Genomic DNA, 15,846 nt, shown 5'->3' on the forward strand with positions numbered 1-15,846 from the left:
CGACGCGTGGTGCGGCCACGAACAATTTCGCAGACAGGAATCACCTCATGAAGCACACCCTCGCGCGCCTCGGCGCCGTCACCGTCACCGCCGGCATCGTGGGTCTCGCCGCGATCGCCCCCGCCTCGGCGCACGTCACCGCGACGCCGACGACCACCGCGGCGGGCGCCTACACCGTCATCACGTTCAGCAACGGCCACGGGTGCGACGGTTCTCCGACCACGTCGATCGCGATCTCGATTCCCGAGGGCATCAACACGGTCACGCCGACGCGCAACCCGCTCTACACGATCGAGAAGCAGCAGGAGCAGCTCGCCCCGCCCGTCACCGACGCCCACGGCAACGAGCTCACCGAGCGCACCGCCACCGTCGTCTATACCGCCAAGACGCCGCTGCCCGACGGCCAGCGCGACGCTTTCGAGCTCTCGCTGCAGATCCCCGAGGACGCCGAGGGGCAGACGCTGAACTTCCCGACCATCCAGACCTGCCAGCAGGGCGAGACGGCGTGGACCGAGATCCCGGCCGAGGGACAGGATGCCGAGGAGCTCGACACTCCCGCACCGTCGTTCGTGGTGACGGCGGCCGACGGCGAGGGTCACCACGGCGCGGGCGCCGACTCCGACGACGCGACCGACGGTGCCGAGGACGGTCACGGAGAGGGTGGCGCGGACAGCGACGCGGAGAGCGCCGACGCCGCGGCCGATGACAGCGGCAACGGGCTGGCGATCGCAGGCCTGGTCGCGGGAGTCCTCGGGCTTCTCGCCGGCGGGGCAGCGCTGGCGCGCAGCGGCCGGAAGGCGTGACCCTGCCTCGGCCTGATCGGACCCGGAGGCCGGGAGCGTCCACCACGGTGGTGGTGGCGCTCCTGGCACCCTGGGCGCTGGCGTTGGCTGCCCTCCTGGTGGTGATGGGCGCATCGCCGGCCTCCGCCCACGCCACTCTCGTCACGACCGATCCGGCCGAGGGCGCCGTCCTCGATGCCTCACCGGGCGTCATCACCTTCACCTTCGACGAGGCCGGCGCCCTCCCGGCCGACGGGGTCCAGGTCTTCGACGCGGAGGGGGAGCCGGTCGACTCGACCTCGCGTAGTCGGGACGCCGAGATCGCGACCCAGATCCCCGACAACCTCGACGACGGCACCTACGTCGTCGTCTGGCGAGCCACCTCGCCCGACGGCCACCCGATCGCCGGCTCGCTCAGCTTCTCGATCGGCGCGCCGAGCCTGGTCGTCGCGGCACCGCAGCTCGACGTCGACGCCGCGGGCACGAGCACCGACCTCAGCATCGCCCGGGCCGTCGCCTATCTCGGCCTGCTGGTGAGTGCGGGCCTGATCCTGTTCACGGCCTGGGCGTTGCGCGGCGTCCGGCTGGACGACGCGGTGCGGCGTCGCCTGCGCCGCCTCGCGACGATGGCGGCGGTCGTCGCGGGGGCGGGCGCGCTGCTCGTCGTCCCGCTCGCGGGTGCCTACCGGCAGGGTCTGACCCTCGCCGAGCTGGACCGCGCCTGGCAGTGGGAGTTCATCCGCGACGACGTCGCCGTCGCAGCGCTCACCGTCGTCGGCCTGACGGTCGGGCTGCTCGCGGCGGCCCGGCCGCGCATCGCCGGCGCGGGTGCGGCGCTGGCTGCGCTGTCGCCGGTCCTGGTCGGCCACTCGCGCACCATCGAGCCGGTGCTGCTCGTCGCGGTGACCGACGTGCTGCACCTGGTCGCCGGCGCCGTGTGGTTCGGCGGTCTTGTCGGCCTGGTGGTCGTGCTGCCTGCGCTGCGAGGTCGCGAGCGGGACGCCGCCAGGGTGCTCGCCCGCTTCTCCACCGTCGCCGCGACGGCCCTCGGCGTGCTCGCCGTCAGCGGCGCGCTGATGGGCTGGCGCATCCTCGAGGGCTGGCGTCCGCTCGTCGACACCGGCTACGGACGTCTGCTCCTCGTCAAGGTCGCGATCGCCGCGGTGGTGGCACTCATCGCCGGTTGGAACCGCTTCGTGGTGCTGCCGGGTGCGACCGCAGGCGTCGGCCACGACGCGCGTCGACGCGGCGTCGACCGTGTGCGGGCGGTAGTGCGGGTCGAGGCGGTGCTCCTGACGGTGCTCGTCGGGGTGACCGGATTCCTGGTCAACCAGTCCCCGCGCGAGGCGCCGGCGGTGAGGGAGACCGTGCCGTCGCGCGTGGTCGCGGCTGAGCTCGGCACGGCCCGCTCCCTCGCGACGATCGCGCCCGGCGTACGCGGCCCCAACGTCATCTCGGTGCAGATCCAGGACGAGCAGGGTGAGCCGCTCGACGGCTTCGCGGCGCCGGTGCTGTCGCTGGAGGCGGCAGACGGCTCGGTGGACCTCGGCACCCTCCCCGTCACCCCGATCGGCGCGGGCACCTACGAGGCCGACGTCGTGATCCCGACGTCCGGCACGTGGGCGTTGCAGGTGAGCCTGCGCGCCTCGGAGTTCGACAATCCGGTGACGCTGCTGACCTTGGAGGTGCGATGAGTCGCATGACGATGCCGGTGCGCCTCGGCGCCATCGTGACGGCGCTGATGCTGGCGGGATGCTCCACTGAGGCGCCGCCCGCCGATCCCGGCCGCACCGTGCTCGTGCCAGCGGCGGAGGGCGCCACCCACACCCACAACACCGTCGTCGGGGACGGTACGACCGCGGTCGCCGGTGGGTACCGGCTGGTCATCGAGGACTTCCCGACGGAGTCACGCACTCCCGGCGACGTCCGCTTCCGGATCCTCGACGGGGGCGGGCGCGTCGTGCGCGACCTGATCGAGGAGCAGACCAAGCTCGTACACGCCTACGTCGTGCGCGAGGATCTGCGCGACTTCCGGCACATCCACCCCCAGTTGGGGCCTGACGGGGTCTGGACGGCTCGCGTCGACCTCACCGACCCGGGGCGCTACCGCGTGGTCGCGGAGTTCCTCCCCGCCGCGCAGGAGGACGGCAGTCACGTCGTGCTCGGCGTCCCCGTCGTGGTGCGTGGTGCGTACCGTCCGCAACCGGTGGGCGAGGAGTCCGTCGGCTCGGACGGCGTCGTGACGGTCCAGGCGCCGCCGGCGATGCAGGCCGGCTCGGACGAGCGCATCGCCCTCACCGTCAGCGACGGCCGGCGTGGCGTCGTCAACCTGGGCACGTACCTGGGCGCCTACGCCCATGTGACGGGTTTCGACGTCGAGACCGGGGCCTTCGTGCACGTCCACCCGCTCGGCCCGCCCGAGACGACCGAGGACGGCAGTGAACTGACCTTCCACACGGCGTTCACCGAGCCGGGCCGCTACCGGTTCTTCGTGCAGGTCCGCGTCGACGGCTTCGTCCACCAGGTCGCCCTGACCTCCACCGTCGTCGAGTGAGGTTGACCCGTCTTCAGATGAAGACGGGGGAACGGCGCTCCCGTGGGGGGGGCCCCTTTACCTGGAGACGGGTCAACGCCGGGTGGGAGCGGGGACGGCTACGGGTTGGCGGCGAGGAAGAGGTAGGACGCCAGCAGCACCAGGTGCACGCCGCCGTTGACCGGCTTCGCGCGGCCGGGGACGACGGTCAGGAGGCTGACGGCCACGGTGATCGCCAGCAGCACCATCTGTGTCGGTTCAAGGCCGAGGTCGAGCGGCCCGTCCAGCCAGATCGAGGCGATCGCGATGGTGGGGATCGTCAGGCCGATGGAGGCCATCGCGGAGCCATAGGCGAGGTTCAGGCTGATCTGCGCACGGTTGCGGGCGGCGGCGCGGGCGGCGGCGATCGATTCCGGCAGCAGCACGAGCAGGGCGATCACGACGCCCACGAAGGAGTGCGGGAAGCCGAAGGAGGCGATGGCGTCCTCGATGGACGGCGATGCCACCTTCGCCAGGCCGACCACGCCGACCAGGGCGACGACGAGCATCGCCAGGCTCAGCCAGGCCTCCGTCGAGGACGGCGGGTCGGCGTGCCCGTCGCCGTCCTCGTCGAGCGGGCCGTCGACTGCGGGCTTGCCGTCGAAGCTGACCGCCACCGGGAGGAAGAAGTCGCGGTGGCGCACGGTCTGGGTGAAGACGAACATGCCGTAGAGCACGAGCGAGGCGACGGCGGCGAAGGCGAGCTGCCCCCCGGAGAACTCCGGACCGGCCTCGGCCTCGGTGAAACGCGGAAGCACCATCGTCACGCCGGCGAGCGCGATCACCGTCGCCAGCGCGGATCCGGTGCCCTCGGGGTTGAACCGCGCGAGGTGATGACGCAGCGCGCCGATGACCAGCGCCAGGCCGACGATGCCGTTGAGGGTGATCATCACGGCGGCGAACACGGTGTCGCGGGCAAGCGTGGAGGTGTCGCTCCCGCCACTGATCATCAGCGTCACGATCAGGGCCACCTCGATCACCGTGACCGCGACGGCGAGCACCAGGGAGCCGAAGGGTTCGCCGACCTTGTGGGCCACGACCTCGGCGTGGTGCACGGCGGCCAGCACCGAGGCGGCCAGGGCGATCCCGACCAGCACCACGACGGGCATCGGGAGGTCCCGGCCCCAGGTGGCCACCAGGAGTACCAGCGCGGCCGGAGGGGCGATGATGGTCCAGTTGAATCTGCCCCGGGTGCTCGCGCTCACGACCTCACCCTATCGAGCGCGCCCATCCCTCATCGGGGGGTAGATTCCGTTGTCGATGACAACCAGTACCGGAGCCGGCCCGATCCAGCCCGAGCGCGCTGCGGGTGCCGAGACCCCCGCGACCCCCGACACCCCCGTGCCCGCCGCCGTCGCCCCGTCCGGTGGCGCCTCGTCCGGTGGCGCCTCGTCCGGTGGCGGCGGCCCCGTCGGCGACTTCACGCACGCGCAGGTCCTGACGATCCTCTCCGGGCTGCTGCTCGGCATGTTCCTGGCAGCGTTGGACCAGACGATCGTGAGCACCTCGATCCGAACGATCGCCGACGACCTCCAGGGGCTCTCCCAACAGGCCTGGGTGACCACCGCCTACCTGATCACCGGCACCATCACGACGCCGATCTTCGGCAAGCTCGGCGACATCTACGGCCGCAAGCGGCTCTTCATGTTCGCGATCACGATCTTCGTCGCCGGATCGGCGCTCTGCTCGTTCGCGACGTCGATGACGAGCCTGGCGGCCTTCCGCGCGATCCAGGGTCTGGGAGCCGGCGGCCTGATCCCGTTGGTGCTCGCGATCATCGGCGACATCGTCTCGCCGCGCGAACGCGCCAAGTACACCGGGTACTTCATGGCCACGTTCGGTGCCTCGAGTGTCCTCGGACCGCTCGTCGGCGGCTTCCTTGCGGGTCGCGACGAGATCGCCGGGATCGCCGGGTGGCGCTGGGTGTTCCTGGTCAACGTGCCCGTCGGACTGGTCGCGTTCGTCGTCGTGTCACGCACCTTGCGGCTGCCGGCCACCCGACGTCGCGGGGTACGGATCGACTGGTGGGGGGCGGCCTTCCTGGCGATCACGCTGGTGCCGTTGCTCACGGTCGCCGAGCAGGGTCGGAGCTGGGGGTGGCTCTCGGGTCGCTCCGCGACGGCGTACGCCATCGGCGCGCTGGGTCTGCTCGGCTTCGTCCTCATCGAGCGCAGGCTGGGCGACGCCGCGCTCATCCCACCGCGCCTCTTCCGGATCCGTGCGGCGGCGGTGACCATCGCGGCCAGCATGGCCGTCGGCGTGGCGATGTTCGGCGGCATCATGCTGCTCCCGCTCTACCTGCAGATCGTGCACGGCGCTTCGCCGACCGAGTCCGGTCTGCTGATGCTGCCGATGGTGGTCGGCATGATGCTGGCGTCGATCACCTCCGGGCGGATGATCGCGCGCACAGGACACGTCCGGATGTTCCCGATCGTGGGCTCGGCCATGGCGACGGTCGCGTTGCTGTTGCTCTCGCTGGTCTCGGCCGACACCGACCTGCGGGTCGTGATGGTGCCGATGTTCCTGCTCGGACTCGGGTTGGGGCAGTGCATGCAGCCGCTGCTGCTCACCGTGCAGAGCGCGGTGCCTCCCAGCGAGATCGGGATGGCGACGTCGTCGGCGACGTTCTTCCGGCAGATCGGCGGCACGATCGGCGTCGCCGCGCTGCTCTCGGTGCTCTTCGGCACCCTGGGGGGCAACATCACCACGGCGTTCTCCGACGCCGCCGCCAAGGATCCCGACGTCGCCGCCGCGATGGCGAGCCCGGAGGTCGAGCGTGCGCTCGACACCGTGGCCGACGACTCCTCGGTGATCGAGCGGCTCGATCCGGAGATCGCGCACCCGATCAAGGTCGGCTTCTCGGAGTCGATGGACCGGGTGTTCCTGATCGCTGCAGGCGCCGGCCTCGTGGCATTCCTGATCCTGCTCCTGATGCCGGCGGTGCGGTTGCGCGACACCTCTGCGATGGCGGCCGCGCGTGCCGCGGTTCCCGCGGAGGAACGCGAGGGGTAGCGATCGGCGAGTCGGCCGATCGCCGGTCGCTCTCTAGACTCGGCCCCATGGCAACCACGACCACGCAGCTGCCCGGCGCCAGCGTCTTCCCACGCCTGGAGCCGCGGCTCTCCTCGGTCGCCAAGCCGATCCAGTACGTCGGCGGCGAGCTGAACTCGACGCTGAAGGAGTGGGACTGCGCGCCCGAGGGCGCGACCGTCCGATGGGCCCTGATGTACCCCGACGCCTACGAGGTCGGCCTGCCCAACCAGGGTGTCCAGATCCTCTACGAGGTGCTCAACGAGCGCGACTGGATCGTGGCCGAGCGGACCTATGCCGTCTGGCCCGACCTCGAGTCCGTGATGCGCGCCGGGGACGAGCACGGCCCGATCCCGCAGTTCACCGTCGACCAGCATCGAGCGGTGCGCGACTTCGACCTCTTCGGGCTGAGCTTCTCCACCGAGCTCGGGTACACCAACATGCTCAACGCCCTCGATCTCGCCGGCATCCCGATCCACTCCGCCGACCGCACCGACCTCGACCCCATCGTGCTCGCGGGCGGTCACGCGGCGTTCAACCCTGAGCCGATCGCCGACTTCATCGACGCCGCGGTGCTCGGCGATGGCGAGGAGGTCGTGCTCGCAATCTCCGAGGTCGTGCGGGAGTGGAAGGGCGAGGGCAGCCCGGGTGGGCGCGAGGAGGTGCTGCGACGGCTCGCCGTCTCCGGCGGCGTGTACGTGCCGGCCTTCTACGACGTCAGCTACGGCACCGCGAGCGACGCCGGCGCCATCGCCGCCGTCGTGCCGAACCGCGACGGAATCCCGCACCGGGTGCGCAAGCACACGCTGATGGATCTCGATGCCTGGCCCTACCCGGCCAAGCCCCTGGTGCCGCTCGCCGAGACCGTGCACGAGCGGTTCAGCGTGGAGATCTTCCGTGGCTGCACGCGTGGCTGCAGGTTCTGCCAGGCCGGCATGATCACGCGACCGGTGCGCGAGCGCTCGATCGAGACCATCGGGGCGATGGTCGAGAACGGCATCCGCAAGTCGGGCTTCGAGGAGGTCGGCCTGCTCAGCCTCTCCAGCGCCGACCACACCGAGATCGCCGACGTCGCGACCGGACTGGCCGACCGCTACGAGGGGTCCAACGTCTCGCTCTCGCTGCCCTCGACCCGCGTGGACGCCTTCAACATCAGCCTGGCCAACGAGTTCTCCCGCAACGGACGTCGTTCTGGGCTGACCTTCGCCCCCGAGGGGGGCAGCGAGCGGATGCGCAAGGTGATCAACAAGATGGTCACCGAGGACGACCTGATCCGCACGGTGGCGGCTGCCTACTCCCACGGCTGGCGTCAGGTGAAGCTCTACTTCATGTGCGGCCTGCCGACCGAGACCGACGAGGACGTCCTGCAGATCGCCGAGCTCGCCAAGCGCGTGATCGCGACCGGCCGCGAGGTCTCCGGACGCAACGACGTCCGGTGCACGGTCTCGATCGGTGGCTTCGTGCCGAAGCCGCACACCCCGTTCCAGTGGGCCGCGCAGCTCGACCACGAGACGACCGACGAGCGTCTGCGCAAACTGCGCGACCTCGTGCGCGAGGACCGCAAGTTCGGACGAGCCATCGGCTTCCGCTATCACGACGGCAAGCCCGGCATCGTCGAGGGACTGCTCTCCCGGGGCGACCGCCGCGTCGGCCGCGTCATCGAGGCGGTCTGGCGAGACGGCGGTCGTTTCGACGGCTGGAGCGAGCACTTCTCCTACGAACGCTGGATGACGGCTGCGCAGACCGCGCTCCAGGGCACCGGCGTCGACCTCGACTGGTTCACCACCCGTGAGCGCACCTACGACGAGGTGCTCCCGTGGGACCACCTCGACTCCGGCCTGGACAAGGACTGGCTCTGGTCGGACTGGGAGGACGCGCTCGCCGTGGCCGACGGGTCCTCCGACGTCGAGGTCGAGGACTGCCGCTGGACGCCCTGCTACGACTGCGGCGTCTGCCCGGAGATGAACACCGAGATCCAGATCGGCCCCACCGGGCAGAAGCTGCTGCCCCTCAGCGTGATGTGAGCGGCGACGCCGAGTCGGCGTCGCACCCGTGACATGCGACTGGCCCGCCGTGCGAGCACGACGGGCCAGTGCGGTGCCGTGGCCGAGGGGCCGGCGGCGTGAGTCAGCGGGGCTGACGACTCGTTCAGTCGAGCAGCGAGCCCTTGAGGTTGCCGCCGCCGGACTTCTCGACATAGCAGAAGAAGACGTCGTCGCCGTCCGGGTCCTCCCCGTCGGTGACGAAGCCGTACTCGACGTCTTCGGCGTCGAGCTTGGCGACATCGGCCTGGTCCATCAGGCCGGTGCAGATGCCGTAGGAGATGCCGGCGTCGGTCAGGTCGTCGGGGTTCGACGGCATGAACTGTGACTCCTCGACCTCGCTGTACTTGCCGACGTAGACGATCTCCACGTCGTGGTTGCCCTCGCAGTCCTTCTTGAACAGCGAGATCGAGTCCTTGTCCTCGCTCGAGATGTCCGCGCACTGGCCGACCTCGGCGCTGTCGGGCGTGATCACGTTGTTGGCGATGAACACGCCGAAGATGATCGCGCCGACCAGGGCCAGGGTGCCGACGATGCCGATCGGGATCGCGGCGATCGCCGCCCAGCGGCCCTTGCGCTGATTGTTCTTGGTGCGCTTGAGGCCGATGATGCCGAGGATCAGGCCGACCACCGAGAGGCAGCAGGTCAGGCTCAGCACGAATCCGGTGATGGAGACGGCGTCGTTGCCGGCCGGCTGCTGCGGTGCGCCGTAGGGGTTCGACCCGTACGGCGGCACGCCGCCATCTCCGGGCGGCGGGAAGCCACCGCCGGCGGGCGGATAGGGGCCCGGGTTGTTGGTGTAGCCGCCGGGCGGGGTGCCGTAGGGAGGCTGACCGTCCGACGGCGGATTCGGCGGGTCGTAGGGGTTGCTCATCGCGGATCCTCACGTGGTGGTCGACGCCGCCTCGGGCGCGCGGCGGCTGCAGTCGGGCGCCAGTCTGTCAGTGCGGGGGCCACTGCGACAGGATGGTCCGGTGCGGCATGTCACCGACGACGAGCGCCGGCGCCGGCTCGCGCGGCGCCATGCCCTGACGCCGGGCGCGCGCCTGGCGGCGCCCGAACAGATCACCGAGGCGCTGGTGGTCCTGCACGCGACCGAGCCGGCGACCGTCTACCTCTCCTGCTGGTCTCGCAGCGACGCGGTCACGATCGTCGACGTCGACCGCGCCCTCTACCGCGACCGCACGCTGGTCAAGCAGCTCAGCATGCGGCGCACGCTGTTCGTCTACCCGCGCGACCTGCTTCCGGCCGCCTGGGGAAGCGCTGCTGCCCGGACGGCGGGCACCGAGGGGGCGCGCCTGGCCAAGGAGATCGCCGCCCTCGGTATCACCGACGACGCTGCGGAATGGGTTGATCGCGCACGCGCGGAGGTCCTCGGCCTTCTCGCCGACGAGCCCGACGGGCTGGCCGCACTCGCGATCCGTCGCCTGCTGCCGCAGTTCGACGTCGCACTGGTAAGCGGCGCCGGTTCGTCGATCTCCCGTCTCCTGACCCACCTCGGCGCCACCGCCGACGTCGTGCGCGCGGCGAACGACGGCCACTGGCGAGTCTCCCGACCGCGGTGGATCCCGACGTCGCGATGGCTGGGGGAGGTGCCGCAACCCTGGTCGGTGGGAGACGGGTATCGCGAGCTGGTGCGACGGTGGCTCGCGCAGTTCGGGCCGGGCACGGAGGACGACCTCGTGTGGTGGCTCGGTGCCACCAAGTCGGTCGTGCGTGCCGCGCTCGCGGAGCTGGACGTCGTCGAGGTCGGCCTGGACGACGGCGCACGTGGATGGGTGCTGCCCGACGACGTCGACCCCGAACCACCGGTCGAGGAGCCCTGGGTCGCTCTGCTGCCCGTGCTCGACCCGACGATGATGGGCTGGCGAGGTCGAGACTTCTACCTCGGCGCTCACGGCCCGGCACTCTTCGATCGCAACGGCAATGCGGGTACGACGGCGTGGGTCGACGGTCGCGCTGTGGGGTGCTGGGTGCAGGACACCGACGCCGTCGTGCGGGTGCACCTCCTCGAGGACGTCGGAGCCGAGGCGGTCGCGGCGCTGGAAGGCGAAGCGGCCAGGCTGACCGCCTGGCTGGACGGCGAGCGGGTCGGCACGGTCTACCCTTCACCGGCGATGAAGGAGGCCCGAGATGGCACGTGAACAACCCGAGCAGCAGGCGCCGCCGGTGCAGCGGCTCCGGATCCGCTACGCCAAGCGCGGTCGACTCCGGTTCACCAGCCATCGCGACTTCTCCCGCGCCTTCGAGCGCGCCGTCTTCCGGGCGCGGATCCCGATGGCCTACTCCTCCGGGTTCAACCCGCACCCGCGAATCTCCTACGCCGGCGCGGCGCCGACCGGCTCGGCGAGCGAGGCGGAGTACCTGGAGATCGCGCTCGCGCAGGTCGTGGATCCCGCCGACGTCGCCGCCCAGCTCGAGGAGGCGCTTCCTCCGGGGCTGGACGTCGTCGCGGTCGTCGAATCGCCCGGTGGCGCCTTGGCCGACCTCCTCCAGGCCAGCCGTTGGCGGCTGGATCTCACGGCGCCTCCGGAACCCACAGGCGCGGCGCTCGCGAGGTTCTGGGCCACCGACGAGGTGATCGTGGAGCGGATGACCAAGAAGGGACTGCGCGCCTTCGACTGCCGAGCAGCGGTCGTGCGGGCCGAGGTCGTCGAGACTCGCGCGGACGGCGGGGCCGGCTGCGCGATCGACCTGGTGCTGCGCCACACCGTGCCCGCCGTCAGGCCCGACGACGTGCTGAGCGGCATCAGCGCCGTCTCCTCGGAGTGGGCGCCGGGCGGTCCGCCCCTGTTGACCCGAGTCGCCCAGGGGCCGCTCGACGAGGCCTCGGAGCAGATCGGCGACCCGCTCGCGCGTGTCGGTGAGTGAGGTCTGTCGCACCCTGTGTGCGATACTGACTTCGGACGTGGGTAGGTCGTACTTCTGCTGAAGTCGCGGCGCCGCCTCCGTCCCGACGACGTTCTCGCCGCTCCGCACCTGCGGGTCGGCACGATGGGGGCAGGGTCGTCACCAGACCGCGACGCGGTCCGGGTCGGTGACAGCGAACCGGGCACGTGCGACCGCGGACGGCGACGGTCAGGCCACCAGCGACGCACCGCGGAGGGTGTCGTTCGAACCCACCAGACTTCGCGTCGTCCGCGCTCACGTGTCGACGACGCCATACCAGGCCGGCCCGTGAGGCTCGGCCGAGGAGCAGCACCTGATGGCTGACGACAACCTGCAGGGCACCTTCGAGATCGACGCCGCATCACCCGCCGACGTGCCGGTGAGTGACCCGGACGGCAGCGCCGAGCAGGCGCCGGCGAAGAAGGCCCCCGCCAAGAAGACCACCGCCAAGAAGGCGGCGGCGAAGAAGACCACTGCGAAGAAGGCGGCCAGCAAGAGCGCCGCGAAGAAGTCGGCTGGGGCCCCTGTCGCCGACGCCGCGTCGGCTGCCGCGGACGACGCCGATGCCGAGGCGCCGGGCAAGCCGGCGAAGAAGGCCGCGGCCAAGAAGGCGACGACCAAGAAGACCGCCGCCAAGAAGACCGCCGCGAAGAAGACGGCGAAGCCGGCGAGCGCAGCCACGGACGCCGATGCTCCTGTCGACGTCGCTGTCGAGAGCTCCGGCGAGAGCTCGGAGGAGAGCCCGGCCGCCGCCGGTGCTGCTGGCGGCCTGGTCTTCCAGGCGCCGAAGAAGACCACGCGCACCCGGTCGCGTGCGACCGCCGCTCGGGCGCCGCAGGCAGAAGAGCCGACGACCGACGCGACGGCGTCCGACGCGGCGTCGGCCGCGACGACGAGCACCGCCGGTGACGAGTCCGCGGAGGCCGCGGGCACCACGACCCGGACCACGACCCGCACCCGTCGCCGTCCCGCGCCGGTGGTCGTCGAGGAGACCGACGAGAACACCGACGAGACCGACCAGGCGAGCGGGACCGAGGAGTCCGACGTCGAGGCGGTCGACGTGGACGACGCCTCTGCCGACACCGACGGCGAGTCCGGCGACGAGGACGAGGGCGACCAGGACGGCGAGTCCGGTGCGGGCGGTGCCCGCCGGCGCCGTCGTCGCGGCGGTCGCCGTCGTCGCAAGGGCGGCGGGGGCGGCGAGTCCGACACCGAGGACTCCGAGAGCTCCTCCGACGCCGAGTCCGCCGAAGGCCAGGACGAGACCGAGGGCACCGACGGATCGACGGACGCCGGCGAGCCGGGGGAGAGCACCTCCTCCCGCCGACGCCGTCGCCGCCGTCGCGAAGGCGACGACTCCCACGGCACCGACGACGACCCGAGCAACACCACCACGCGGGTGCGCAAGGCGCGCAACCCCGAGGACGAGATCACCGCCGTCTCCGGCTCCACCCGCCTGGAGGCCAAGAAGCAGCGTCGTCGCGAGGGTCGCGAGGCTGGACGGCGTCGCGCCCCGATCGTGAGCGAGGCCGAGTTCCTGGCCCGCCGCGAGGCGGTCGAGCGGGTCATGGTGGTGCGTCAGCGCGACGACCTGACCCAGCTCGCCGTCCTCGAGGACCGCGTGCTGGTCGAGCACTATGTCGCCCGGGAGTCCCAGGCCTCGATGATCGGCAACATCTACCTGGGGCGTGTGCAGAACGTGCTGCCCTCGATGGAGGCCGCGTTCATCGACATCGGCAAGGGCCGCAACGCGGTGCTCTACGCCGGCGAGGTCAACTGGTCGGCGCTGGGCCACAAGGAGGGGGCGCCGCGCAAGATCGAGTCGGTGCTCTCCTCGGGGCAGACCGTGCTCGTGCAGGTCACCAAGGACCCGGTCGGTCACAAGGGCGCTCGCCTGACCAGCCAGATCAGCCTGGCAGGCCGCTACCTGGTCTACGTCCCCGACGGCACCAACAGCGGCATCTCGCGCAAGCTGCCCGACACCGAACGCGCGCGCCTGAAGGCCCTCCTCAAGGAGATCGTCCCCGCCAGCGCCGGCGTCATCGTGCGCACGGCGGCCGAGGGCGCCACCGAGGACCAGCTCACCCGCGACGTCGAGCGTCTCAAGGCTCGCTGGGAGGACGTCGAGGCCAAGACCAAGGCCGGAGCCCCCCAGTTGCTCTACTCCGAGCCCGACGTGATGCTCAAGGTGGTGCGCGACCTCTTCACCGAGGACTTCACCAAGCTCGTGGTGCAGGGCGACGAGGCCTGGGACACCGTGCACGGCTACGTCTCCCACGTCGCGCCCGACCTGGAGTCGCGCCTGGAGAAGTACGACGTCGGCCAGCACAGCGGCGTGGACCTGTTCGCCGCCTACCGCGTCGACGAGCAGATCTCCAAGGCACTGGACCGCAAGGTCTGGCTGCCCTCGGGTGGATCGCTCATCATCGACCGCACCGAGGCGATGACCGTCGTCGACGTCAACACCGGCAAGTTCACCGGCTCCGGGGGCAACCTGGAGGAGACGGTCACCAAGAACAACCTGGAGGCGGCGGAGGAGGTCGTCCGTCAGCTCCGACTGCGCGACATCGGCGGCATCATCGTCGTCGACTTCATCGACATGGTGCTCGAGTCCAACCGCGACCTCGTGCTGCGGCGTCTGGTCGAGTGCCTGGGCCGCGACCGCACCCGCCACCAGGTCGCCGAGGTGACCTCGCTGGGCCTGGTGCAGATGACGCGCAAGCGGATCGGCACGGGACTGGTCGAGGCCTTCAGCGAGAACTGTGAGCACTGCAAGGGCCGTGGCGTGATCGTGCACGACCTGCCCCTCGAGCCGAAGCGGCAGTCCGGGCAGGGTGGCGCGTCGGGTTCGGGCCAGTCGGGCTCGGGCGAGGACGAGCCCCGCCGCGGTCGCCGTCGTGGTGGTCGCGGGCGTGGCGACCAGGACGGCGGCTCGGGTCAGAACGGCCAGCCGAACCAGTCAGGCCGGTCGGGACAGCAGTCGGGTGCCCCGGCGTCGGAGGCGTCGGCCGAGGCCGCTCCGCAGAAGCCGACGCCGGCCCAGTTCGCGGCTATGGCGAAGGCCGAGACGCACAAGGACGAGCTCGAGCTCGGTGAGGGCCCGGTCGAGGAGATCTCGAGCGACGAGTCGTCCCGCGGGTCCGTCCCGGAGTCCGTCGACGCGCCGGTCACCGAACCCGAGGCAGAGGGGCAGGACTCCGCTGCCGACGTCGAGGGCGATGCTCCCCAGGAGGCTCCGGCCGTGTCAGGGGATGAGGCCGAGGTCGTCGGTGCGGATGCCGCGCGCGATGCCACCTCGGCAGACGACGCCGAGACCGTCGCCTCCGCCGAGCCGGCCGCCCCCGCCGAGCCGGCTGAGCCGGCAGCACCCAAGGTGGTGACCCGGTCGCGCGGTGGCGCCCGCCGCACGGCGACGATCACGCCGTCGTCCGAGCCGGTCGCGATGACCGTCTCCGCCAGCGCCCCGACGGTGACGCCGAGCGTCGCCGCCGAGCCGCCGAAGGTGGTCACCCGCACCCGTACGCGTCGTCCGGCGACCCCCGCCGCCGCGCCGGAGACGGCCGCGGCGGGGACCGACTCCCAGACGACGCCGGGCGCGGAGGAGATCGAGCACGTGCCGGTGAAGAAGAAGGGCACCCGCAAGCGGTAGCCGAGGGGAGTAGACGGCGCCCGTTTTGCCGTGAGTCCGAGCAGTCCGTACGATGGATCCCTGGTGCGTTCAGGCGTGCCTCTCTGCTCGGCACCCACCCAGTGGGCCGCGGCTTCTGAGTCGCGTTCCAGGCTCGGTCGCAGCGTGCCGCAGAGGCCGCTCGACCATGACAGACATGCAGAAACCACAGTTCGTGGACCAGACGAAGGAGACCGCGGTGTACGCGATCGTGCGCGCAGGCGCGAAGCAGCAGAAGGTCGCTGTCGGCGACGTCATCGAGATCGACCTGGTCACGACCCCCGTCGGTGACACCCTCACCCTGCCTGTCGTGATGGCGGTCGACGGCGAGACCGTCACCACCGGTGGCCTGGACAAGGCCGCGGTCACCGTCGAGGTCCTCGGCGGCGCCAAGGGTCCCAAGATCGTGATCCAGAAGTACAAGAACAAGACCGGTTACAAGAAGCGCCAGGGTCACCGCCAGAAGTACACCCAGGTCAAGGTCACCGACATCAAGCTCTGAGTCTCGACAGGCTCGACCACCGGGCCGATGTCTGCTCGACACACTTCGAAGGACTGAAACATGGCACACAAGAAGGGCGCGGCGTCCACCAAGAACGGCCGCGATTCCAACGCACAGCGTCTGGGCGTCAAGCGCTTCGGCGGCCAGGTCGTCAACGCCGGCGAGATCATCGTCCGCCAGCGTGGAACCCACTTCCACCCCGGTGACGGCGTCGGCCGCGGTGGCGACGACACCCTGTTCGCCCTGGTGCCCGGTGCGGTGCAGTTCGGCACCAAGCGCGGCCGCAAGGTCGTCAACATCCTTCCGGGCGAGTGAGCGACGCTCACCTCCGCTTCATGTGACAGGGCGTCCCTTCGGGGGCG

The 15,846-nt window shown here is 71.1% G+C and carries 12 protein-coding genes; 10 read left to right on the top strand and 2 right to left on the bottom strand.

Going from position 1 to position 15,846, the window contains the following annotated elements; all coding sequences use genetic code 11:
- Positions 1-47 precede the first annotated feature (47 nt).
- The 3 genes from KSO97_RS03210 to KSO97_RS03220 are packed head-to-tail and all read left to right on the top strand — an operon-like array spanning position 48 to position 3,336.
- Entirely contained in the window at positions 48-803 is a 756-nt protein-coding gene (locus tag KSO97_RS03210; protein WP_232676450.1) for a YcnI family protein, read from the top strand.
- Positions 804-850: 47 nt separating this feature from the next.
- Positions 851-2,476 (top strand): copper resistance protein CopC, encoded by a 1,626-nt coding sequence (locus KSO97_RS03215; RefSeq protein WP_232676451.1) that lies wholly within the window; start codon positions 851-853, stop codon positions 2,474-2,476.
- Positions 2,473-3,336 carry a hypothetical protein gene (locus KSO97_RS03220; RefSeq protein ID WP_232676452.1) on the top strand — a complete coding sequence of 288 codons (864 nt, stop codon included), beginning with the start codon at positions 2,473-2,475 and terminating at the stop codon, positions 3,334-3,336. The genes KSO97_RS03215 and KSO97_RS03220 overlap by 4 nt, the downstream gene beginning before the upstream one ends.
- Before the next feature lie 98 nt (positions 3,337-3,434).
- Here the strand turns inward: KSO97_RS03220 and KSO97_RS03225 are convergent, their stop codons facing one another.
- The gene (locus KSO97_RS03225) at positions 3,435-4,559 is read right to left on the bottom strand and encodes a calcium:proton antiporter (RefSeq protein ID WP_232676453.1); all 1,125 of its coding nucleotides are present in this window, start codon (positions 4,557-4,559) and stop codon (positions 3,435-3,437) included.
- A gap of 55 nt (positions 4,560-4,614) precedes the next feature.
- Here KSO97_RS03225 and KSO97_RS03230 point away from each other — a divergent pair, with 55 nt between their 5' ends.
- Both KSO97_RS03230 and KSO97_RS03235 read left to right on the top strand, forming a co-directional pair.
- Positions 4,615-6,366 (top strand): MDR family MFS transporter, encoded by a 1,752-nt coding sequence (locus KSO97_RS03230; protein WP_232676454.1) that lies wholly within the window; start codon positions 4,615-4,617, stop codon positions 6,364-6,366.
- 47 nt (positions 6,367-6,413) lie between these two features.
- Positions 6,414-8,408: a TIGR03960 family B12-binding radical SAM protein gene (locus tag KSO97_RS03235; RefSeq protein WP_232676455.1), complete on the top strand. Its 1,995-nt coding sequence runs from the start codon at positions 6,414-6,416 to the stop codon at positions 8,406-8,408.
- Between the two features lie 124 nt (positions 8,409-8,532).
- On the opposite strand, the gene KSO97_RS03240 is transcribed toward KSO97_RS03235, so the two are convergent.
- Positions 8,533-9,300: a DUF4190 domain-containing protein gene (locus KSO97_RS03240; protein WP_232676456.1), complete on the bottom strand. Its 768-nt coding sequence runs from the start codon at positions 9,298-9,300 to the stop codon at positions 8,533-8,535.
- 100 nt (positions 9,301-9,400) lie between these two features.
- Between KSO97_RS03240 and KSO97_RS03245 the strand changes: the two genes are divergently transcribed.
- The 5 genes from KSO97_RS03245 to rpmA all read left to right on the top strand — a co-directional run bounded on the left by KSO97_RS03245 (position 9,401) and on the right by rpmA (position 15,799).
- Positions 9,401-10,570, top strand: a complete 1,170-nt coding sequence (locus KSO97_RS03245) for a winged helix DNA-binding domain-containing protein (protein ID WP_232676458.1) — start codon at positions 9,401-9,403, stop codon at positions 10,568-10,570.
- Entirely contained in the window at positions 10,560-11,297 is a 738-nt protein-coding gene (locus KSO97_RS03250; protein ID WP_232676460.1) for a TIGR03936 family radical SAM-associated protein, read from the top strand. Before KSO97_RS03245 ends, KSO97_RS03250 begins: the two co-directional genes overlap by 11 nt.
- Positions 11,298-11,631: 334 nt before the next feature.
- Positions 11,632-14,964, top strand: coding sequence for an Rne/Rng family ribonuclease (locus tag KSO97_RS03255; RefSeq protein WP_232676461.1), 3,333 nt, complete (start codon positions 11,632-11,634; stop codon positions 14,962-14,964).
- 217 nt (positions 14,965-15,181) lie between these two features.
- Complete coding sequence (rplU, locus tag KSO97_RS03260) at positions 15,182-15,484, top strand: 50S ribosomal protein L21 (protein WP_232676500.1); 303 nt, start codon at positions 15,182-15,184, stop codon at positions 15,482-15,484.
- Between the two features lie 60 nt (positions 15,485-15,544).
- Positions 15,545-15,799 carry a 50S ribosomal protein L27 gene (gene rpmA / locus KSO97_RS03265; RefSeq protein ID WP_232676462.1) on the top strand — a complete coding sequence of 85 codons (255 nt, stop codon included), beginning with the start codon at positions 15,545-15,547 and terminating at the stop codon, positions 15,797-15,799.
- The last annotated feature ends 47 nt before the right edge of the window (positions 15,800-15,846 follow it).

This window comes from Nocardioides sp. R-C-SC26 (genome assembly GCF_021246465.1).
Classification (GTDB): domain Bacteria; phylum Actinomycetota; class Actinomycetes; order Propionibacteriales; family Nocardioidaceae; genus Nocardioides.

Coding starts and splice junctions, on each gene's coding strand:
- KSO97_RS03210 (WP_232676450.1), top strand. CDS start 48: ATGAAGCACACCCTCGCGCGCCTCGGCGCCGTCACCGTCACCGCCGGC.
- KSO97_RS03220 (WP_232676452.1), top strand. CDS start 2,473: ATGAGTCGCATGACGATGCCGGTGCGCCTCGGCGCCATCGTGACGGCG.
- KSO97_RS03230 (WP_232676454.1), top strand. CDS start 4,615: ATGACAACCAGTACCGGAGCCGGCCCGATCCAGCCCGAGCGCGCTGCG.
- KSO97_RS03235 (WP_232676455.1), top strand. CDS start 6,414: ATGGCAACCACGACCACGCAGCTGCCCGGCGCCAGCGTCTTCCCACGC.
- KSO97_RS03240 (WP_232676456.1), bottom strand. CDS start 9,300: ATGAGCAACCCCTACGACCCGCCGAATCCGCCGTCGGACGGTCAGCCT.
- KSO97_RS03250 (WP_232676460.1), top strand. CDS start 10,560: ATGGCACGTGAACAACCCGAGCAGCAGGCGCCGCCGGTGCAGCGGCTC.
- KSO97_RS03255 (WP_232676461.1), top strand. CDS start 11,632: ATGGCTGACGACAACCTGCAGGGCACCTTCGAGATCGACGCCGCATCA.
- rpmA (WP_232676462.1), top strand. CDS start 15,545: ATGGCACACAAGAAGGGCGCGGCGTCCACCAAGAACGGCCGCGATTCC.